We start from the raw sequence: 19,972 nt of genomic DNA, 5'->3' as shown, positions 1-19,972 counted from the left end.
CCTTACCGGAAATATCCCAGCACGAGATCGACGTCGGCGCTGCGGGCCGCCGTGCCGTTCAGCTCGGCGTCGATAACGCGGCGGCAGGCGTCCACCGCGGCGTGGTCGCCGAGGTCGTTGGCGGCTTCCAGCACGAGCCAGGCGGCGTCCACCGAGGCCTTGTCCGAAGCTGCGCCGCCGAGATCGGTGGCGCCGGCATTGGCGAGATTCTTCTTGCGAACGGCGGTGCCGAATTGAGGTAACATTGCAGGTACTCCCCTCTCCTCAGTGGACCTGTCAGTGGACTTGAAGTTCGGGCTGACGGCCCGCATCGGCACCCGCGCCGGTCTTGCGCGACTGGTAGAACTTCAGAATGCTGCGCGACGTCTCGATCTTGAGCCGGCCGTACTCGCGCTCGTTGTCCTGGAGCTCGCGCGCCGTGATCAGATGATCCTTGGCGCCGAGGAACAACAGCGACATCGTCGTGTCCCAGGAGAAGTCGAGCGCCTTGCACAGCACCAGGATCATCTCGCGGTTGCGGTCCATCAGCGCGCGCTCGATCACGTCGACCGGCAGCGCCGACAGCAGCGACAGGCCGATCTGCACCTCGTCGAAGCGATGCTGGCGGGCATAGTTCGAGATCGAGTCCTGGTTGAGATTGCCCTGGCGATACTGCGTCGTGACAACGCGCTTGGCGACGAAATAGCTGCGCGAGGACGGGCCGAACTTGGACTGGAGATCGCCGGTGACCTCGGTGACCGAGCTCTGGATCTGCGACATCATCTCGGGCCGCTCGGTCTCGAGGCGGCGGCGGACGTCTTCGGAGGCTTTCGCGATCAGCTGCTGGAAGATGTGGCGCGGCACGTCCTTGCGCAGGCCGAGCTGCTCGGCAAGGATCGAATCGCCCTCGGCGCGGCGGACCATGTGCAAGAGACCCGAGCCGGAGAAGCGCGCGCCCTCGTTCTTGGCGACCGAAGTCACGACCTCCTGGTTGCCGCGCTTGACCAGCACGTCGGTCACGGCTTCGCCGATCGACTGGCGCTGCGAGATCGCCAGCAGATGCGCCTGGCCCTTGGTCATGGCGCTCTGGACCAGCATCTTCTCGTCGATGCGGTTGGAATCGCGTAGCACGGGACCGGCAACCGCGATCTCGTCGTCGAGGGCGAGCCTTTCGATGACGTTGAGCGGGGCGTGATCGCAGGCCGACATCACTTCGGAGAGCTGCGCGCGCGCTGCCACCTCGATCTCGTCGGCGAGCCGGCCGATCACCTCGCCGAACATGCTGATCTCGTCGTCGCTGTAGCGGCCGGTGATCAGGATGTCGGTCGCATGCCACAATGCACGCGCCCGGCTTTCGTCGGTGCCGCGCGCGATCGCGTCGTCCAGATCCTGCAGAAGCGATTTCGCCCCGTTCATCTCGATCACCCCAGTTCTTGGCAGCCCTTGGCGAGCCGTCCCGCCGCTCGCGGCGCGACGCCGAATTCCTCTGGGAACCCACGCTAGAGATGAAACGCGAGAATTCAGTAAAGTCGGCAAATCAGTTTTGCCGACGAAAATTCCGTCAAATGCGATGGAATGGATTTACTGTTGTGCAAGAGCCGAGAAGCTTTGGGCACTGAAACCTCTCCGCGTCATGGCCGGGCTTGTCCCGGCCATCCACGCCTTGCCGCATGGCACAAAGAACGTGGATGCCCGGGACAAGCCCGGGCATGACGAGCATCGGCAACGGAGCGCTTTAGTTAGCGCCGTCTACGGATGCTGCGGCGTCAGCACCAGCGGCGGCTTCGGCCTGGGCTTGGCGGGCGGCGGGCCCGGGGCGGGCTTCACGTCGATGGCCGGAGGGAGCGGCGCGAGCTGCTGGCTCGCGAGCGGCGGGCTCGTCAGTGAAGGGCTTGTCAGTGAGGGGCTTGGCGCGGCGGGCGCGGCCTGCGGAGCTTTCGGGGTCGGCGCCACCCTGGGCTTTGCCGGCGCGCGGCGCGGGTCCTGGCCCGGCAGCGGCACGTTGGGTGGCGCCTGCTCGGTCGCTATCTCCGGGGACACCAGCGTCGGCAGCGCAGCGGTGGCCGGCGGCGGCTCGCCGCGCTCGATGGCGTCGAGCCGCCGCGTCTCGCGATCGATCGTGCGCACCGCAAGCCATGACGACAGCGGTGCGAGGTCGATGGTACGGCTCAGCCTGTCGGGCGGGCCTGCCGCAAAGAGCTGGATCTCGGGCGGGGCGCCGGAAAGCCCCGTCATGATCGGCGTCAGGCTGGCGCGGATGTCGGCCTGGTCCGCCGGAATGTCGTAGCCGCCGGAGACGATGGCGCGGGCGTTCTTCGCTTCCAGCGGCGTTGCGCCGATGCGCAGGCGGCCGTCGCGGATCGTGAATGGAATCTGCGCCGAGGGCACCGCGATGCGCCCCGCCGACAGCGCGGGCTCGACGAGCTGCCGCAGCCGGTTGTCGTCATTGACCTGGCCGCCGTCGCTGGCGCGGATGGCGATCTCGAACGCACGCGGATTGAGGCCGGCGATCTCGGCGGATTCGAGCGTCACCGTGCCGTTGCCGGCGAGCGCACCGGTCAAGGCCGCGACGCTGCGGCCCTGGCTGGTCAGCGCCACCTGCACCGAGGCGCGCCCCTTGGGCAGGGCGAGGTCGCGATAGCGCAGCGCCGCCGCATCGACGTTGCTGAGCTCGATGCGCGCGTTCAGCGCAAGCCCACCCGCGCCATTGCGCACGTCCAGGCTTGCGGACATGTCGCCGCCGCCGACGCCGCCCTTGAGCGCATCGAACGCGAGCGACTGGCCGTCGCTCCGGATCGTGCCGCCGAAGGGGCGGAGCTCGATGCCGCCGGGCAACATTCCGCGTAAGGCCTGGAAGGCGATGCGGCCGCGCCAGCCGCTAACCAATCCTGCGCTGAGCGGCTCGCCGGACTCACGACCGGCTGCGCCGACGGCGATTGCGAGCGCCGGCGCCAGATCGAGCGAGTCGAGACCGACCTCGCCGTCGATGCTCTTGTCCTGATCGAGCGTCACCGAAACATGGCCGCGCAGATGCGAGCCCGCGGCATTGCCGTCGAGATCGCCGAAGGTCAGGCGATTGCCTGATAGCGTGAGGCGGGAGGACAGGCTGACGTTCTGCGCCGACTTGCCGGCCGGGCTGGTCCCGAGCAGCGGCGCCAGATTGGCGTTGCGCACGCGCAGGTTCACGCTCGCCTTCGGTTCGAACGATTTGGGCTCGAACGATTTGGGTTCGGACGGTTTGGACTCCGACCATTCGACGCTGCCTTGCGCGTCGGCATCGAGCCCGCCGCCGCTCAGCTTTGCGTTCAATTGCGAGGGACGGCGCCAGGCTCCGCTCAACCGTCCTTCGAATTGCGAGGCGCCCTCGCCCGCGGCCACGATGCGGTCGAGCCCCAGCAGTGCCAACAAAGCGCCGGCCTGCGGCGCCGCCACTTTCGCGTCCAACGTGAAGTCGCTGTTGCGCAGGCGTTCGAGGTCGATACCGCCGATGGCGGCCGCCGGCGTCTGCGCGGCCAGGGTCGCCGTGGTCTTGAGCTGCGGTGCGTCGAGGTCGAGCACGAAGCGGGCATTGCTGCGATCGGCATGCTCGGCGTTCTTGTCGAGGCTGAGATCGAGCTTGAGACGGGTCGCGCCGGGCAAGGACGGGAGCGCATCGAGGCGCGCGCGCAGCGCGGGCGCGAACGGCTCGACCAGCGCGGTGAGCTCGCGCAGCGAATTGGCCGAGGATTTCAGCGCGAGCTTGCCGGTCGTCTTGGTGCGGTCGAAGCTGCCGCTCGCCTCCGAGGTCACGCCGCCGCCCTGGCCGAAGCGCAGCTGCTCCAGCGACAGCGACGCCGGGCTGTAGGCGAGCCTGGCTGCGAACGGCCGCAGCTCCTGGCCGGCGGAGATCGCGCGGCCAATATCGAGCGAGAGCTTTGCCTCTTCCGGCCATTCGCCTTGCGGCCCCGCCAGCGCGCGCACGAAGCTCGCGGCGGCATCGAGGTCGAGCCGGTCGGCCCTGAGGTCCGCATCGATCCGCGAGCCGTTGCTCGCGCCTGTCTGCACGAAGACGATGCGGCCTTCGATCGCGCCGCCATCGATGTCGGCCTTCAGCCTGTCGATGGCGAGATGATTGGCTGCGATGGTGACGTCGCCCGCGAGACGCAGCGGCCGCGTGCTGCGGCGGGTGATCTCGCTGCGGCCCTGCAGCCAGGCCACCAGCGTGTCGGGATCCGGGGATTCAACGCTGAGCCGGCCGCTGAAACTGTCGGCGCCGGGAGCCGCGCCATTGAGCGAGACCTGCGTCATGCCCGGCGCGCGCAGCTCCAGCCGCCGGAAGGTCCAGGACCGGCCGTCGGTCGCAAGCTCGGTCGCGATGTTCTGGAGCGGACGGCCGCCGAGCATGATCTGATCGGCATTGAACTCGATCTGGGCAGGGATCGGCACCTGCGGGATCGCCGCCAGCCCTGCGCGCAGCGCCGGCAGGACGCGCTGCGGATCGGCATCATGCTTGGCGGTCAGCCTGTCGGCATCGACCTGCCGCGCCGACAGCACCGCGCGCAGCAAGGGCGATGCGCCAAACCTGAGGTCGCCGACGCCGCCGAGCTTCAGCGCGGTGTCCTCCGGGCCGAAGCTCGCGTCGATCTGCTCGAATTTCGCGCCGGCCGGATCGGCCTTGAGCCTGGTCGCAAGCTTCCAGGGCGTCGGTCCCGCCTCGCCCGCCTTCCTGGCCGCGGGCACGGCGAGGGTCAGCGCGCCCTCGAATTTCGGCTGGCGATTATCGAAGGCGAGCACGCCCTCAAGATCGGCGAGGATGGCGCGCTCGCCGGGATCGATGTTGAGGTGGAGACGGGTGGCGCTGCCGTCGGCGCTGGGGCCGGAGGAGACGCGGAACGGGTAGCGCACGCCGCGCGCGGTGAAGCTGCCGTCGCCCCGCACCGAGCCTGCGAGCGAGCGCACATCGCCGGAGAAGGCGATATCGTTCAATTCCAGCGTCGAGCGGCTGGCGGCATCGTGCAAGGCGATGCGGCCGGTGAGGTTCAGCCGCTCGATGGCGAGGGAGGCCAGGTTGAAGGTGCCGCTCGCGGTGGAGGGCAAATCGACCCGTCCGCGCGCGTCCAGACCAAGATCGACCGCCATGCCGCCGACCGAAAGCTCGGTGGCGCGCCATTCGCCGCGCATCAGGGAGCCGAGGCTGAACTCGACATCGAGCTTGTCGGCGCGCAGGCGGCCGAGATCGTTGTTGCCGCCGAAGGTGACGCCGCGCAGCCGCAGCGTCGGCGCCGGCAACAGCCGCGCATCGAGCTCGCCCGCCACCCGCACCGGCACGCCGATGATCTTGCCGGCCTCCGCCTCGAACTGGGGCCTGAACTGGTTCCAGTCGATGTAGTAAGGCCCGATCAGCGCGGCCAGCAGCGCAATGATGAAGGCAATCGCCAATCCGAGCAGCGTCGTCTGCACGGGTCTCCCCTCGGCCAAACCGGCCTGGGCCGAAGCTGAGAGCCTCAGGCGCGCCGGAACAGCCCCTTATATAGGGGGAAGTATGGCGAAGTCACAGCGACTGTTGCGCGCGGAGGTTAACGCTGAGCGCCCCCTCACCAGCTCGCCGGCAGCCGCCTCAGCCCGCGCAGCACGAAGGTCGGCCGCCATTCCGGGGTCTCGATGTCGTCGATGCGCAAATCCGGCAGCCGCCGCAGCAGCGTGGCGATGGCGATCTCGGCCTCGATCCGCGCCAATTGGGCCCCAAGGCAGAAATGGATGCCGCCGCCGAACGACAGCGGCTTGACGTTCGCCCGGGTGACGTCCAGCCGGTCGGGCCTGTCGGGGTAGACCGCGCCATCGCGGTTGGCCGAGCCGAGCAGGCACAGCACGGTCTCGCCCTTGGGGATCGTCACGCCGCCGAGGTCCTCGATCTCCTCCAGCGTGACGCGCCCGGTCATCTGCACCGAGGAATCATAGCGCAGGAACTCCTCGATCGCGTTCGTCATCAGCTCCGGTTTCGCTTTCAGGAGCGCAAGCTGATCCGGGTTGCGGTGGAGCGCGAGCAGGCCGTTGCCGATCAGGTTGACCGTGGTCTCGTGGCCTGCGCCGAACAGCAGGATGATGTTGGCGGTCAGCTCCTCGTTGGTGAGCTTGTTGCCGTCCTCCTCGGCCTGCACCAGCTGGGTGATGAGGTCGTCGCCGGGATTCTTGCGGCGCAGCTCGAACAGCTGCTGGAAATACATCTGCGCCGTCAAGTTGGCGGCGTTGCCCTGGCGGATCTCCTCCGGCGAGAGCGGCACGGGGTCGAGCAGCCGTCCGCCGTCGCGCGAGCTCTTGTAGAACACTTCGCGATGCTCCTCGGGGATGCCGAGCATGTCGCAGATGATGGTGACGGGCAGGCGGAAGGCGAAATCCTCGATCAGGTCCATGTGGCCGCGCTCGATCACGGCATCGATCGCCTGGTCGACGATCTCCTGGATCCGCGGTCGCATGTCCTCGACGCGGCGGGCGGTGAAGGCCTTCACGACCAGGCCGCGCAGGCGGGTGTGGTCCGGCGGATCGGCTTGCAGCATCCAGTAGCTCATGCTGCGAAACACCGGCTCCTTCATGATCTCCGGGCCGTAGCGGCGCGTGGTGCGCTCGACGAAATCCTTGCCGAAGCGCTTGTCACGCAGCACGAGACTGACCTCGGCGTGCCGGCTGGCGACGTACTGGCCGAAAGGCGTCACGTGGATCGGATCGACGGTGCGCAGCCGTTCATAGTGCGGATAGGGATCGCGGATGAAATCCGGCGAGAGCGGGTTGAACAGCGGTCCGCCAGCGGGTTGCACTTGCTCGTTCATGGTGACCTCGGATCGGTTGCCGCACGACACGCATACGCAAGGCTGCCCACCGCCCGGCGTAACCATCCCTGTAAATTATCAACTCGATACATTGTTGTATCGAGTTGCATTCTGCCCTAAGCTGCGCCGATGTCAAGGGTGAGAACCAGGCCGACCAGGGACGACACACGCGAGGCGCTGTTCGAGGCGGCCGCGCGCGTGTTCGAGGCGGACGGCATCGGCGGCGCCAGCATCGAGGCGATCGCGGCGGCGGCGGGCTTCACCCGGGGCGCGTTCTATTCGAACTTCAAGAGCAAGGACGAATTGATCATCGCCATGCTCGAGGACCATGTCGCACAGTCGATCCGGCGCAACATGGACATCCTGGCGCAGCACGACAATCTCGACGACTTCATCGCGGCGTTGAAGACGATGGACCGCAGCCGCCAGGATCCGCTCGGCCGCTCGCCCCTGCTGCACATGGAGATGATCCTGTTCGTGGCGCGGGCCGAAAAGCGCCGCCCGGAACTTGCCAAACGCCTGCGCGCGCGGCGCAGGCTGGTCGCCGACATCATCGAGGCGACATCGAAGAGCAACGGGCGCAACGTCAATCTGAGCCCGCCCTGGATCGCCTCCGTCGTGCTCGCGCTGGAAGACGGCTTTCGCCTGCACCGGCTGATCGACCCCGAGACGACGCCGGCCGACAGCTTTTTGCGCGCGATCACGGATCTCCGGCGCCGGACTGGATTGGCCTCAACCTAGCGGCGCGGGCGGCGCAGCCGCGCCGATATGCTGATCGTCAGCAGACCTGTTCGGTCAATCGATCACGCCTTGCTCGCAGATCGATCGACACACGCAAAGCGCCGCGATCGGAACAGAAGAATGGCCTCGCAGCAAACAAACTGGCTTCGCTCCTTGCAAATGCATGAAAGTCGTATATATTGAAGTCGTTCGATTAGCCGCTGTGCCTTGTTGAATGCGCCCGCGGGCTCCTTTTCCAAAGACATCGACGAAGTTGAAGGTAACCGCGCGATTGTCGCGCGGGATGCGCTCGCGCGCTTTGGAGAAGAAAATGACGACAGGTACGGTCAAGTGGTTTAACGGCCAAAAGGGCTTCGGTTTCATCCAGCCAAACGACGGTGGCAACGACGTGTTCGTTCACATCAGCGCCGTTGAAAGGGCTGGGCTTGCCGGTCTCGGCGAAGGCCAACAGGTCAACTTCGAGATCAAGACCGACAAGATGCGAGGCAAAGTCAGCGCCGAGAACCTCTCGCTGGCTTGAGATCGTTGCGCCGTTTCACGGATGTACTGAAACGGTCGCTTTGCCCGCTCAATCCCTGGATTGAGCGGGTTTAGTCTTTGCGGATCCGGGTGAACGATGAGCAGCAAGAAGCCGGCAGAGCCGTCACCCGAAAGCATTACACGTTCCGATCGCAAGCGCCTGGCCGCCGAAGAGGGCGCGCGGGCATTGGCGGACGTGGAAAGGCAAGCCATCGAGGTTCGCAAGAACATGGCGCGGCTTCGAGAGGCGCGCCAGGCGAGGGAAGCGGCCGATGAAGCTCTTCGATCGACTTTGCCGGTGCCTAAGCTCAAGAAGCGGACAAGGAAGTTGGCGCGATAGCCGTCTTCAACGCCGCCTGCGAAATCTGAAGTGCCGATCCCATGCCGGAGAGTGCAGATCGTGCCTCGCATAAAGCCAGATCACGGAACCATCACATTCTTTCTCGCGTCCGGCGCAAATCGGCAGATGTGCCGGCTTGCAACGACATTCAACACGCAGAAGCAGGCCTTCAGCTATCTACAGAAGCATCGCACGGAGTTCGAGCGCATGGCGCGGGCGCGCCTGGCTTCAGGAGAGCTCGAGGAAGGCATTGTCGTGCTTTCGATGCTCTAGCGAAGCCCGTTCTGCCGCCGGTCGCTGATGCGTTCCTACCGCTCAAAGGCGGCTACGCCGACCTTCACGGCAACCTTGTCCGCGACAAGGTCAAGCCGCCCCAGCATCGCCCTCGCCTGCTCGGCGCAATGCTCGATCAGCCAGCGCTCGAAGGCGACCGGCGGCAGGGGCGGCGCGTAGAGGAAGCCCTGGACGATGTTGCAGCCGAGCTCGGCCAGCGTCTTGCGCTGCCCCTCGGTCTCGACCCCCTCGGCGACCACGCTCATGCCGAGGCCCTGGCCGACGCGGACCACGGCGGTGGCGATCGCGAGCGCGCCCGCGTCCTGCTCGATGTCGCGCATGAAACTGCGGTCGATCTTGAGCTCGCGGATCGGCAGATGCGCTAGCCGGCTGAGGCTGGAATAGCCGGTGCCGAAATCGTCTACCGAGAGGCCGACGCCGAGCTCGCGGATCGCGTTCATCGTCTCCAGCGCCGCGGCTCCGTCCTGCATGAACGCGCCTTCGGTGATCTCCAGCATCAGCGCATCCGGCGGCAGATCGTGCTCGGCCAGGATGTCCTTGAGCCGCGCGGCCAGCGTGACGTTGCGGAAATTGATCGGCGACAGATTGACCGAGACGCAGGGGATGTTGAGCCCGGCGCGGCGCCAGCTCGCCATCTGACGGCAGGCCTCGCGCACGGACCACATGCCGATCTGCTCGATCAGCCCGCATTCCTCGGCGAGCGGGATGAACTTTGCCGGCGAGACGTCGCCGAGCACGGCATCGCGCCAGCGCGCGAGCGCCTCGACGCCGTGGATCGCGCCGTCGCAGCTGCGGATCTGCGGCTGATAGCTGAGGCTCAGCACACCTTCCGCGACGGCGCGGCGCAACGCCGCGATCAGCGCCAGCCGCTGCTCCGCGAGCACGTTCATCTCGGCACTGAAGAGGCGATGCGTCGAGCGTCCGGCCTGCTTGGCCATGTACATGGCGGCGTCCGCCTGCTGCATCAATGTGTCGATGTCGGTGGCGTGATCGGGATAGAGGCTGATTCCGATGCTGGCGGACATCGGCATCAGCTTCGATCCGAGCCGCAACGGTGCGGACAGGGCCTCGGTGATCCCGGCCGCGATGCGCTCAGCGGCCTCGGCATTGCGTTGCGGCAGCAGGATGACGAACTCGTCGCCGCCGAGCCGTCCCAGCATGTCGTCGGGACCGATCTGCTCGCGCAGGCGCTGCGCGAGCAGGATCAAGAGCTCGTCGCCGGCGGCGTGGCCGAGCGTATCGTTGACGTCCTTGAAATGATCGACGTCAAGGAAGGCGAGCGCGACATGGCCTCCGGTCGGACAGGCATTGATCGCGGTCGTGATCAGGTGGCGCAGCTGCGCGCGGTTCGGCAGGCCGGTGAGCATGTCGTGATAGGCGAGCCGCGCGATTTCGGCGCGCGCCTCCTTGCGCTCGATCGCGAACGCGCCGAGGTTGACGCAGGCATCGACGATCTGGCGGTGCCATCGGCTCGGCGCCCGCGGTTCGCGATAATAGAAACCGAAGGTGCCGATGACCCGGCCGTCCTTGGCCTTGATCGGCGTCGACCAGCAGGCGCGCAAGCCCACTTCGAGCGGCCGCGCCTTGTAGGGCTGCCAGCGCGGATCGGCATCGATGTCGGCGACCAGAACCGGAATGCCGTAGAAGGCTCCGGTTCCGCACGTGCCGACCTCGGGACCGATCGCGATGCCGTCGAGCGAACGGGAATAGTCCTCGGGCAAGCTCGGGCCGCCCAGCGGATGGAGCAAGCCGGCGGCATCGACGTGCAGCAGCGAGCAGACGACGCCGGGCGCGATCTGCTCGACGCGGCGGCACAGCCGATCGGCAATCTCGGTGATCGGCGCCTCGTCGGCGAGCGCCGCCATGATCAGTTGCTGCAGCGAGCGCAGCTGCCGGGATTCGGTGATGTCCTCGAGCAGCGCAAAGATGTGCTTGACCCGGCCTTTCTTGTCGCGGAAGGCGTCGATCCGGGCAGAGACCCAGATCTCCTCACCATCCTTGTCGTAGACGAGCACCTCGGCCTCGTCGCGCTGACCGCCATGCATCAGCCGCTTGACGAGCTTCGCAATCGCCTTGCGCTCGGTGTGGCGGCCGGCAATGAGCTCTCCGGCGCGGCGGCCTTCGGCCTCCTCGCTGGTATAGCCGAACAGCGCCGTGAACGCGGAATTGACGTAGACGATGTTCTGCTCGACGTCGGTGATGATCACCACGCGGTTGGTCTGGTCGGAGACCGCGTGGAGAAGTGCGATCCTGGCGCGGCGTTCGGCATCGAGGCTGACGTCGCGCGCGAACACGATGTGATGGGCCGCGCCGTCGACCATCGCCGAGGACATCGCGACCTGCGCCTTGATACGGCTGCCGTCGTGCCGCACGAGGCTGATCTCCTCGCGGAAATCCGCGGTCGCACCGGCGCTTAGGCATTTGAGGGTGAGGACGGCGGCATCGCGGCCGAGCACCTCGGCGGCGGCGAGCTTCCAGATCCGTTCCGCGGCGGGGTTGAAGTGGGTGATGCGATGCGCCTCATCGACGATGACGATGCCATCGTCGGCGCGTTCGAGCGCGGCGCGCAGCACGTCAGGAATTTCAGTCGCAAGGTGATCGGAGGCGGGCATCGTCTGGACCAGCGGCATCGGGAAATGCGGCAATCGGCGAGAGGTTAACGCTCCGATGGTGTCCAAGACGTTTTTGCAATTCCGGCGCGCTGCGCCAAGAGGCGGCATGATTAACGCTTCGCGAAAACGCCGAAGGTATCTTGAAGCGTACTGGACCTATTCGGATGCCGTTTTGAGCTTGTGCAGCCGGCCGGCCACGGCCCTCACCTTGCCCGGCGCCGCCCGCCAGATCGCAAGCGCCGACACCCCGCTCACGACCATGGCGAGGGCGAAAGCGAGCGTGTAGTCGCCGGCGCGATCATAGAGGACACCGGTCAGCCACGGTCCGGCCGCACCGCCCGCCAGCGCCGCGAGCATGATCGTGCCGAAGATGCTGCCCTGGTGCCTGCCCTGGAATATCTCGAACACCACCGCGCCCATGATCGAGGTGAGACCGTAGCCGAGCGCGCCTTGCGTGAACACCATCAGATAAACCAGCCAGAGCGAAGCTTGATATTTCAGCGCGATCAGCGCGGCGAAGCAGATGACGAAACCCGCACAACTGATCGCCCACACCCACTCCCTGCCGATGCGGTCGGAGACGTGCCCCAGCACGATCTGGCCGGGAATGCCGAGCAGGCTGACCATTCCGAGCGCCCACACCGCAACGCCGGGGCTGAAGCCGACATCGAGCAGGAATTTGGTCTGGTGCACCTGCACCGCATACCAGATGTACAGGCCGCAGAAATAGCCGAGCCCGATCCACCAGAACCGCGCGGTCGCGACGGCGCGCCGCAGCGTCCAGTCGGTGTTGACCCAGACGTGATCGACGACGTTGGAGACCGGGCTTGCCGCGCCTGCGGCGGGGGCGGCATCGCCGTCCGGCTGGAGCCCGATGTCCTCCGGGCGCTTGTGCAGCAGCAGGTTGATCGGCGCCAGCGCGATCAGGACGAGCAGGCCCATCGCGGTGCAGGCGGTGCGCCAGCCGGTCTGCTCGATCATGTGCTGCACCCATGGCAGCAGCGTCACCGAGCCGATACCGACGCCGGCGAAAGCGATGCCGATGGCGAAGCCGCGCTTGCGGATGAACCAGTTCGGCAGGAACAGCGACTGGCCGGAATAGCCGAGACAGACGCTGCCGGCACCGACCATGACACCGATGGTGACATAGAGGTGCCACGGCGCGCTGGTCAGCGGCGCCAGCAAAAGGCCGCCGCCCATCAGCACGACCCCGAGCTCCATCACCGCCCGCGGACCCGCGCGGTCCATCAGGCGGCCGATCAGCGGGCTGACCACGCCCGACACAACGAAGCCGAAGGAGAAGGCGCCCGCCGTGACGCCGCGCTCCCAGCCGAACTCGGAGATGATGGGTGGAAAGAACAGCGAAAAGGCGGTGCGCGCGTTGACGCCGATCGCCATGGTGACGAAGGTCACGGCGACCACGATCCAGCCGTAGAAGAACGGAAGCCGCATGTTGTGTGCTTGTTTCATCCCTAGACGGTTCTTCGGACCATCCGGGGATGTCCGGGTCAAGCGCTTTTCGCGCATGCCTCTTGAGCGGGGCGCAGACGCTCCCGCAACGTCATGGCCGGGCTTGTCCCGGCCATCCACGTCTTGCGACGCAGGACGGAGAACGTGGATGCCCGGGACATAGGCGAGCGGAAGCGACGCCGTCCTTCGGACGGCTATGCCCGGGCATGACGACCTAAATACTGCTTGAGCGGCGCGCTCAGGCGGCGTCGAGCCGTGATGATTTGACCGGCGCGTCGAACAGGATCCGCTCGATCGGATGCGGCCGGCCGAACAGATAGCCTTGCGCGAAATTGACGCCGAGCGCCTTCAGCCGGTCGAACTCCTCGCGCGTCTCGACGCCTTCGGCCGTGACCGACATGTCCAGTCCGCGCGCCAGCGTCACGATCGAGGAGATGATGGCGGAAGAGCGCGGCTGCTGCGTCAGATTGCGAATGAACGACTTGTCGATCTTGATCTTGTCGAACGGGAACGCGGTCAGGTAGCTGAGCGAGGAATAGCCGGTGCCGAAATCATCGAGCGCGAGCTCGACCCCGAGCTGCTTCAGCCGCTCCATGAAGGCATGATTCTCGCTGCCGCGCTCCAGCAGCACGGATTCCGTGATCTCGATCTCGAGCCGCTGCGGCGGCAGGCCGGAATCGGCGAGCGCCGCGCAGATCATGTCGAACAGCTCGGCTTCCTTGAACTGGATCGGCGAAAGATTGACGGCGATCATGAGATCGGCAGGCCAGCCGGCTGCGTCCGCGCAGGCGCGCCGCAGCACGAATTCGCCGAGCGGCACGATCAGCCCGGTCTCCTCCGCAAGCGCAATGAACTGGTCCGGAGGGATCAGGCCGCGCGTCGGATGCCGCCAGCGCACCAGCGCCTCGAAGCCGCGTCGTTCGCCGCTGAGGGCGTCGACGAACGGCTGATAGTGCACCTCCAGCTGGCAGCGCGCGATGGCGTCGCGCAGATCTCCTTCCAGCGTGTTGCGGGCCTCCAGCTCGGCCGACATCGCCTCATCATAAACAGTGAAGCAGTTGCGGCCGGCCGATTTCGAGCGATAGAGCGCGAGATCCGCTTTCTTCAGGAGCTGCTCCTGATCGCTGCCATGATCCGGTGCAATTGCGATGCCGATGCTGGTGCCGATCTCGACGCGGTGTCCGGGCAGCAGGAACGGCTCGCTCACGAGCTTGGCGATCCGCGCCGCCAGATCGGTCGAGCAGGCGCGCTGGTCCTCGCCGGCTTGCTGGATGATGGCAAATTCGTCGCCGCCGAGCCGCGCCAGCACGTCGTTGGCGCGCAGCGCGGATTTCAGCCGCTGCGCCACCTGGCGCAGCAGCGCATCGCCGGCCGCGTGGCCGAGGGAATCGTTGACGTTCTTGAAGCGATCGAGGTCGAGCATCAGGATCGCGAAGGGCTCGCCCCTCACGCTCAACTTGCCGTTCATCTCGTCGAGCCGGGTGAGGAAAAAGGCGCGGTTCGGCAATCCCGTGAGGATGTCGGTCTGGGCAAGCTCGAGCACGCGCCGGTTCGCCAGCGACAGCCGCCGCGAATTGCGGCTGGCGAGCATCAGATAGGTCGACAGCGACAGCGTCAGCAGCATGCCGACGACGAGGACCGCAACCGCGCGGTCGTAAGTCGTCGCCAGCGGACCACCGGCGGTCGGAACCGCCCGCACCTGCCAATCGGTGTCGCCGATCTTGAGACTGCCCGACCAGTGCAGGGTCCGCGCGATGTCCCGCATCGACCGCAGCGCCGAGGCGGCCGACGCATAATCCGGCAGCATCTGCTCGAGGCTGACGATCTGCGCCGTGTACGGCGGGAAGACCGTCATGCTGACCGCGGGGCTGGCTCCGGTGGTCACGCGGATAGACTGGATCAGCAGCGGCAGGTCGAAGACGCCGACCACGACGCCGGCGATATTGCGGCGCCGGTCCGCGATCTCCTCGCGCGAGGTTCCCTTGGCGTAGACGGGAACGACGACGAGGACATAGGACGGCCGGTCGCTGTCCTTCGGCCCGAACAGGCGCGTGCGCATGGCTGCGACGCGATCGTTGTCGCGCGCGCGCTCCAGCACCGCCCGTCGCTCCGGAACGGTCGTGTAGTCCATGCCGTAAACCGACGAGGTCTTCGGCTGCGTCGAGTAGAACACCGGAAAATATTCGTCACTCTGCGGCGCGATGACGAAGCTCTCGCCCTGCAGCGCCTTGATGTGATAGCTCGACACACCGTCCCGGATCGCCGCGGCCTCGTAATCCGCGCGCTCCTTGCGGTTGATCCGCGGCAACCAGGAGATGCGCAGCATGCCGGGGTGACGCTCGAACAGGCGGGCGCTGAAGGTCTCGAATTCGCTGCGGGTGACTTCTTCGTTGGTCGATTCGAACAACGTGCGCAGCGCGAGAAGTCTCGATATGTACTCGTTCATGCCGTTCTGCAGGACGATCGCCTGGGTCTCGGCTGCGTTCTCGAACTCGATCCTGTTGACGCGATCTTCCCACCGCGCGACGGCGGCAGCGCCCACGATCGAGAACAGCAGGCCAACGCCAACCGCGACGAGCGCAGGACGATAGAGCCCGAGCAGCGGCGCGGCACGCCACCATCCGCCTCTACGTCTCCGATCCTGATCGTTCTGATCGCGACCGCCCATCTTGAAGCCGCCGTCCCCTGTCCGCGACGAACCGAACCTCTGGTTGAGGTGCCGGTGCCGCTATCGGAACAAGACGGCGGTTAAGAAGTGCACAATTTCGGAAACCAGTCGTACCGCAATGCGGAAATTAGTTAACGAAGTGCACGAGCGATCCCGGCTTTCTCGACATAAGTTGCCGGTTTTCCCCGGTGTAATACGGCCTCTCTGCGCCGTGGCGCTTAGCGAGCTATTCAGCCTCGCAAGGCTATGTTGCGCAAGGTTTCTTTCAAGGATCCGTCAAGCCTCCCGATGCATCGAATTCGATCAGCGAGATCCGTCGTTCTGACCATCGCGCTTCTGGCCGCGACCACGCTGGTTGCGAGGGGCAACGAGGCCGGCATCAGCGAGGATGCAATCCTGTTCGGCCAGGCCGCGGCGCTGGAAGGCCCGTCCTCCGCGCTGGGACAGCGCATGCGGCAAGGCATCGTCGCCGCATTCACCGAGGCCAATGCCAAGGGCGGCGTTCATGGCCGCAAGCTCCAGCTCATCAGCCGCGACGACGGCTACGATCCCGACCGTTCGGTGGCGCAGACGCTGCGTCTGATCGACGACGACAAGGTGTTCGCGCTGATCGGTGCGGTCGGCACGCCGACCGCGATGGCGACGATACCGATCACCAGCTCCAGGAACGTGCCCTTCATCGGCCCGTTCACCGGCGCCGAGTTCCTGCGCGATCTCGAGCTTCCGAACGTCGTCAATATCCGCGCCAGCTACGGCGCGGAGGCGGAAGCCTGGATCAAGCATCTCACCGAGGATCGCAAGTTCACCCGCATCGGCATCTTCTACCAGGACGATTCCTTCGGCCGCGACGGGCTTGTCGGCGTGAAGCGGGCGCTCGCCAAGCGCGGGCTCGAGCTCGCCGCCGAGGGCACTTACGAGCGCAACACCCGCGCGGTCGGCCAGGCCTGGCGCATGATCAAGCGCGCCGACCCCGAAGCCATCGTCATGGTCGGGACCTATGGTCCGTGCGCGGAGTTCATCAAGCTCGCCCGCCGCAGCGGCGCTCGTCCAACCTTCGTCAACATCTCCTTCGTCGGCGCCGTCGCGCTCGCCGCGGAGCTCGGCCCGGAGGGCGAAGGCGTCATCGTCTCGCAGGTGGTGCCGTTTCCCTGGGACCGCTCGCTCAAGCTCGTCGCCGACTATCAGGCGGCGCTAAAGGCGTACGACCCGGCGCTGACGCCGGACTTCGTGTCGCTGGAAGGCTATCTGTCCGGCCGGCTTGCGGCCGCGGCGCTGGAAAAGGCCGGCCCCAATCCGACCCGCGCCAGCCTGCTGCGCGCCATCAACGATACCGGCCGTTTCGACATCAGCGGCAGCATCGTCACCGTCGGCACACGCATGCTCGACACGCCGCCGAAGGTGTTCCTGACCGTGATCCAGAAGGACGGGACGTTCAAGGCGGTGGACCGGCTCTAAGATCCTTCACGGCCGCCGCGTCCAGCGATCGGCGTTGACGGCGCCTTGCGGGATTTCTCCCCTCGCGATGGCCTCGACCTGTCGCACCGTCTCCAGCGACTGGTATTCGATGGCCTGCGGCGTCAGGCCGCCGACGTAGGGCGTGGCGATGACGTTCGGCAGCTTGGCAAGATCGGGCGTCGGCATCTGGTCCGGCGCGCGGCCGACATCCATGGCGGCGCCGGCGATGCGGCCCTCACGCAGCGCGCCTGCCAATGCGGCCTCGTCGACCAGATTGCCGCGCGAGAGATTGATGAAGACGGCGTGCTTCTGCATGCGCGCCAGCGCCGCCTCCCCTATCAGGTTTTCGGTCTGCTCGTTGGCGATGGCGAGGCAGACGACGTAGTCCGATGCGGCGAGCAGCTCGTCGAGACCGACCTGCCGGATCTCGGCATCGCTGACGGTTACGAAGGGATCGGAGATCAATACCTCCATGCGCAGCACTTTTGCGATCTCGGCGAGGTAGCGCCCGATGCTGCCGTAGCCGATGATGCCGATCCGGCTGCCGGCGAGCTGGCGGCCCATCCGGGCTTCCGGCTTGCGGCCTGCCCGGTAATCTGCGGTGGTCCGCGACACGCCGCGGGAGAGGTCGACCATGAAGCCGAGCGCGAGCTCGGCCACGGCCTGCACGAAGCCGGGCCCGGCGCGGGTCACGAGCACGCCGGCTCGCGAGGCCGCATCCACGTCGACGTTGCGGATGTCGACGGCGCAGCGGACGAAGGCCCGCAGACGCGGCAATTGCGCAAAGATCTCGCCGCGCCCTTCAGTCATGCGGTCGGCGACGATGATGTCGGCATCCTTCGCTGCGCGCACCAGGCCGGCGGCGTCCAGCGGCTCATCCTTCTCGTGCAGAATCACCTCGGCGGCCGTCCGCAGGCCGTTCAGGCTGCGATCGCCGTAATAATTGCGCCGCATCTCCGGGGTGTGCGCGAGCAGAACCTTCACGACAAGCCTCCCTCACTGGCAGAATGCCCGCGGCAGCGCGGTCGAAAGGTCTAGCACAGGGACGGCTGCGGCAGATACCCTGCCCCATTTTGCCGCGGCCCTTGAGTGATCCAGCGCACAGACGCCCTCATGGCGCGGACTTAGAAATAGTGACATCATCGTGCGCATTGCCGTTGGAGGTGACATCATGCGCCGTCCAGTCTTTTCGAATTTGCTTCTTGCGTCCGGTCTTCTCGCACTCACCCAGTTGGTGACGCCCACGGACGCGGCCGCCGAAGCGCGCCTTGCGCTGGTGATCGGCCAATCGGCCTATCGCACCGTGCCGGAGCTGCCGAACGCCGCCAACGACGCCAAGGGCATGACGGAGCTGCTCGGCAGCGCGGGCTTCACCGTCACCACGGCGGCCAATCTGGCGCAGACCGAGATGCGCGCGGCGATCTCGGACTTCGCCGGCAAGGTCAGTGCCAGCGGCCCCGACACCGTCGCGCTGGTGTTCTATGCCGGCCACGGCCTTCAGATCGACGGCGAGAACTATCTGGTGCCTGTCGATCTCGACCCCAAGCGCGAGGCCGACATCCCGCTGCAGGGCGTGCGGCTGAACGACATGCTCAACACGCTCGGCGCGCTGCCGACGCGGGCGCGCATCTTCATGCTCGATGCCTGCCGCAACAACCCGTTCCCCGCGCTCAGCGGCGCCGGCCACGGCCTTGCGATCGTCGATACCAAGGCCGGCGCGCCCGGCTCATTCATCTCCTATTCGACCTCGCCCGGCGCCGAGGCCGAGGACGGCAACGGCCTCGACAGCCCCTACACGACGGCCGTGCTGACGGTCGCCAAGCAGCCGAACCTGCCGATCGAGGAGATGTTCAAGCGCATCCGTGTCGCGGTGGCGCAGTCGACCGACGGCCGGCAGATTCCCTGGGAAAGCTCCTCGCTGACCACCGATTTCAGATTCTTCGGCGAGAGCGGCGGCAGCACGCCCGCTATTCCCGGCGCATCCGCCATGGCGCTCGCCAGCGGCACGCGCAGCGTCGCGGACTGGCGCAAGACATTGCAGGGCAAGCCGGCCATGGTCGCCTATGAGCTCGTGATCACCGAGGACACCGTGGAGGCGTATCAGGCCTATATCGAGCTGTACGCCCAGGACACCCGCACGCCGCGCCTTCGCACCGTGCTGGAGCGGCGTCGCCAGATGCTGGCGTGGGAGCGTGCCACCGCGATCAACACCCGCGCCTCGTTCGAGGCATACCTCGCGAACTGGGACAACAGCGATCTCGCGGCAACCGCGCGCCGGCTGCTGCTGCGCGTGCAGAACCGCAACTACACCGTGCCCCTGGCCGCCGCGGCGACGCCCGTCGCGGTCGCGATGGCGCCGACCTGCCCGTGCTCGACGCCCGCGACCCCGGCAACGCCGGTCCCGCCCGTGATCAAGAAGCGCGTCGACGAGACCCCGCCGAAGCGCAAGGTGGTCGAGACGCCGCCCAAGCGACGGCCGCCGTCCGAGCAAGTGGTCTACGAGCGCGCGCCGCCGCCGGATCGCGGCCCGCCGCCGGAGGCCGTGATGCAGGGCATCGGCATCGGCGTGGGGATCGGCCTCGGCATGGGAATGGGCGGCCGCGGCGGCGACCATAACAGCGGTGGCTACCGCAGATACTGAGCCGGTCCGTCACCAGCAACATTCGGCTCGCGCCAATCGCGCGAGCCGAACTCATTGCGACAGGGCCGGATGGTCCCGGAGCACGGCTTCTCGAATCCAGGCTGCCTGGATCGCACGCGACAAGATCTGCGCCGTCTTGATGTCCTCAGCCTTCATGCAGAGATCCACGATGCGGCGCACGGCGTCGTCGCGCATCAGATCGTCGGAGATCTTCATCGCGATCTCCATGGCAGCGCGGGCTGCGCGCTCATAGCGCTCGCGCGTGCTGGTCGGCGCCGAAGCGCCGGCGGCTTCGGCGATCGCCCGCGCAGCCTGGCAGATGTTGCGAATCCGGTCGGCTGCGTCGATGTCGCCGAGCGGCCCCCCGATCGGCTCGTCCCAGACGTCTGCCGGCTCTCGCCTCGCGAACCACTTCATTGCCCCACCAATGGTCTTCAATTGCTCACGGCG

15 protein-coding genes are annotated in these 19,972 nt (G+C 66.7%); 6 read left to right on the top strand and 9 right to left on the bottom strand.

Features of this window, described 5'->3' with window-relative positions:
- Nucleotides 1-2: 2 nt before the first annotated feature.
- The 4 genes from I6F36_RS32655 to I6F36_RS32640 form a co-directional block, all read right to left on the bottom strand.
- Nucleotides 3-245 carry a hypothetical protein gene (locus I6F36_RS32655; RefSeq protein WP_225143065.1) on the bottom strand — a complete coding sequence of 81 codons (243 nt, stop codon included), beginning with the start codon at nucleotides 243-245 and terminating at the stop codon, nucleotides 3-5.
- Nucleotides 246-276: 31 nt separating this feature from the next.
- Nucleotides 277-1,395: a DUF2336 domain-containing protein gene (locus I6F36_RS32650; RefSeq protein WP_036037435.1), complete on the bottom strand. Its 1,119-nt coding sequence runs from the start codon at nucleotides 1,393-1,395 to the stop codon at nucleotides 277-279.
- Between the two features lie 333 nt (nucleotides 1,396-1,728).
- Nucleotides 1,729-5,418 carry an AsmA-like C-terminal region-containing protein gene (locus tag I6F36_RS32645; protein ID WP_225172886.1) on the bottom strand — a complete coding sequence of 1,230 codons (3,690 nt, stop codon included), beginning with the start codon at nucleotides 5,416-5,418 and terminating at the stop codon, nucleotides 1,729-1,731.
- Between the two features lie 134 nt (nucleotides 5,419-5,552).
- On the bottom strand, nucleotides 5,553-6,782 hold the full coding sequence (locus I6F36_RS32640; protein ID WP_225157778.1) for a cytochrome P450: 1,230 nt from the start codon (nucleotides 6,780-6,782) through the stop codon (nucleotides 5,553-5,555).
- Nucleotides 6,783-6,911: 129 nt separating this feature from the next.
- On the opposite strand from I6F36_RS32640, the gene I6F36_RS32635 reads away from it, so the two are divergent.
- The 4 genes from I6F36_RS32635 (at nucleotide 6,912) to I6F36_RS32620 (ending at nucleotide 8,655) form a co-directional block, all read left to right on the top strand.
- On the top strand, nucleotides 6,912-7,523 hold the full coding sequence (locus I6F36_RS32635; protein WP_225157779.1) for a TetR/AcrR family transcriptional regulator: 612 nt from the start codon (nucleotides 6,912-6,914) through the stop codon (nucleotides 7,521-7,523).
- A gap of 310 nt (nucleotides 7,524-7,833) precedes the next feature.
- A complete protein-coding gene (locus tag I6F36_RS32630; protein ID WP_109145937.1) occupies nucleotides 7,834-8,043 on the top strand; it encodes a cold-shock protein in 210 nt (69 codons plus the stop codon).
- Nucleotides 8,044-8,139: 96 nt separating this feature from the next.
- The gene (locus I6F36_RS32625; protein ID WP_225114925.1) at nucleotides 8,140-8,382 is read left to right on the top strand and encodes a transcriptional regulator; all 243 of its coding nucleotides are present in this window, start codon (nucleotides 8,140-8,142) and stop codon (nucleotides 8,380-8,382) included.
- Between the two features lie 51 nt (nucleotides 8,383-8,433).
- Entirely contained in the window at nucleotides 8,434-8,655 is a 222-nt protein-coding gene (locus I6F36_RS32620) for a hypothetical protein (protein WP_036006506.1), read from the top strand.
- Nucleotides 8,656-8,690: 35 nt separating this feature from the next.
- Here I6F36_RS32620 and I6F36_RS32615 read toward each other — a convergent pair whose 3' ends face one another.
- From I6F36_RS32615 to I6F36_RS32605, 3 genes are all read right to left on the bottom strand, one after another.
- Nucleotides 8,691-11,306, bottom strand: a complete 2,616-nt coding sequence (locus I6F36_RS32615; protein WP_225172885.1) for an EAL domain-containing protein — start codon at nucleotides 11,304-11,306, stop codon at nucleotides 8,691-8,693.
- A 138-nt stretch (nucleotides 11,307-11,444) separates the two neighbouring features.
- Nucleotides 11,445-12,740 (bottom strand): MFS transporter, encoded by a 1,296-nt coding sequence (locus I6F36_RS32610; RefSeq protein WP_225127882.1) that lies wholly within the window; start codon nucleotides 12,738-12,740, stop codon nucleotides 11,445-11,447.
- 256 nt (nucleotides 12,741-12,996) lie between these two features.
- On the bottom strand, nucleotides 12,997-15,426 hold the full coding sequence (locus tag I6F36_RS32605; RefSeq protein ID WP_225127763.1) for an EAL domain-containing protein: 2,430 nt from the start codon (nucleotides 15,424-15,426) through the stop codon (nucleotides 12,997-12,999).
- Between the two features lie 288 nt (nucleotides 15,427-15,714).
- Here I6F36_RS32605 and I6F36_RS32600 point away from each other — a divergent pair, with 288 nt between their 5' ends.
- Nucleotides 15,715-16,881 carry an ABC transporter substrate-binding protein gene (locus tag I6F36_RS32600; RefSeq protein ID WP_225172884.1) on the top strand — a complete coding sequence of 389 codons (1,167 nt, stop codon included), beginning with the start codon at nucleotides 15,715-15,717 and terminating at the stop codon, nucleotides 16,879-16,881.
- Nucleotides 16,882-16,887: 6 nt separating this feature from the next.
- Here the strand turns inward: I6F36_RS32600 and I6F36_RS32595 are convergent, their stop codons facing one another.
- Complete coding sequence (locus I6F36_RS32595; protein ID WP_225172883.1) at nucleotides 16,888-17,865, bottom strand: hydroxyacid dehydrogenase; 978 nt, start codon at nucleotides 17,863-17,865, stop codon at nucleotides 16,888-16,890.
- A gap of 187 nt (nucleotides 17,866-18,052) precedes the next feature.
- Here I6F36_RS32595 and I6F36_RS32590 point away from each other — a divergent pair, with 187 nt between their 5' ends.
- Complete coding sequence (locus I6F36_RS32590; RefSeq protein ID WP_225172882.1) at nucleotides 18,053-19,522, top strand: caspase family protein; 1,470 nt, start codon at nucleotides 18,053-18,055, stop codon at nucleotides 19,520-19,522.
- A gap of 51 nt (nucleotides 19,523-19,573) precedes the next feature.
- On the opposite strand, the gene I6F36_RS32585 is transcribed toward I6F36_RS32590, so the two are convergent.
- Nucleotides 19,574-19,939, bottom strand: coding sequence for a hypothetical protein (locus I6F36_RS32585; RefSeq protein ID WP_225172881.1), 366 nt, complete (start codon nucleotides 19,937-19,939; stop codon nucleotides 19,574-19,576).
- Between the last annotated feature and the right edge of the window lie 33 nt (nucleotides 19,940-19,972).

This window comes from Bradyrhizobium sp. BRP19, from assembly GCF_020194195.1.
Taxonomy (GTDB): Bacteria; Pseudomonadota; Alphaproteobacteria; order Rhizobiales; family Xanthobacteraceae; genus Bradyrhizobium; species Bradyrhizobium yuanmingense.
The sequence above is the reverse complement of the archived record's forward strand: the minus strand, read 5'-3'. Positions and strand labels throughout refer to the sequence as shown.

What these genes read in the sequence shown, in the direction of transcription:
- I6F36_RS32655 (WP_225143065.1), bottom strand. Translation starts at nt 245, where the DNA reads ATGTTACCTCAATTCGGCACCGCCGTTCGCAAGAAGAATCTCGCCAAT.
- I6F36_RS32650 (WP_036037435.1), bottom strand. Translation starts at nt 1,395, where the DNA reads ATGAACGGGGCGAAATCGCTTCTGCAGGATCTGGACGACGCGATCGCG.
- I6F36_RS32640 (WP_225157778.1), bottom strand. Translation starts at nt 6,782, where the DNA reads ATGAACGAGCAAGTGCAACCCGCTGGCGGACCGCTGTTCAACCCGCTC.
- I6F36_RS32635 (WP_225157779.1), top strand. Translation starts at nt 6,912, where the DNA reads ATGTCAAGGGTGAGAACCAGGCCGACCAGGGACGACACACGCGAGGCG.
- I6F36_RS32630 (WP_109145937.1), top strand. Translation starts at nt 7,834, where the DNA reads ATGACGACAGGTACGGTCAAGTGGTTTAACGGCCAAAAGGGCTTCGGT.
- I6F36_RS32625 (WP_225114925.1), top strand. Translation starts at nt 8,140, where the DNA reads ATGAGCAGCAAGAAGCCGGCAGAGCCGTCACCCGAAAGCATTACACGT.
- I6F36_RS32615 (WP_225172885.1), bottom strand. Translation starts at nt 11,306, where the DNA reads ATGCCGCTGGTCCAGACGATGCCCGCCTCCGATCACCTTGCGACTGAA.
- I6F36_RS32610 (WP_225127882.1), bottom strand. Translation starts at nt 12,740, where the DNA reads ATGCGGCTTCCGTTCTTCTACGGCTGGATCGTGGTCGCCGTGACCTTC.
- I6F36_RS32605 (WP_225127763.1), bottom strand. Translation starts at nt 15,426, where the DNA reads ATGGGCGGTCGCGATCAGAACGATCAGGATCGGAGACGTAGAGGCGGA.
- I6F36_RS32600 (WP_225172884.1), top strand. Translation starts at nt 15,715, where the DNA reads ATGCATCGAATTCGATCAGCGAGATCCGTCGTTCTGACCATCGCGCTT.
- I6F36_RS32590 (WP_225172882.1), top strand. Translation starts at nt 18,053, where the DNA reads ATGCGCCGTCCAGTCTTTTCGAATTTGCTTCTTGCGTCCGGTCTTCTC.
- I6F36_RS32585 (WP_225172881.1), bottom strand. Translation starts at nt 19,939, where the DNA reads ATGAAGTGGTTCGCGAGGCGAGAGCCGGCAGACGTCTGGGACGAGCCG.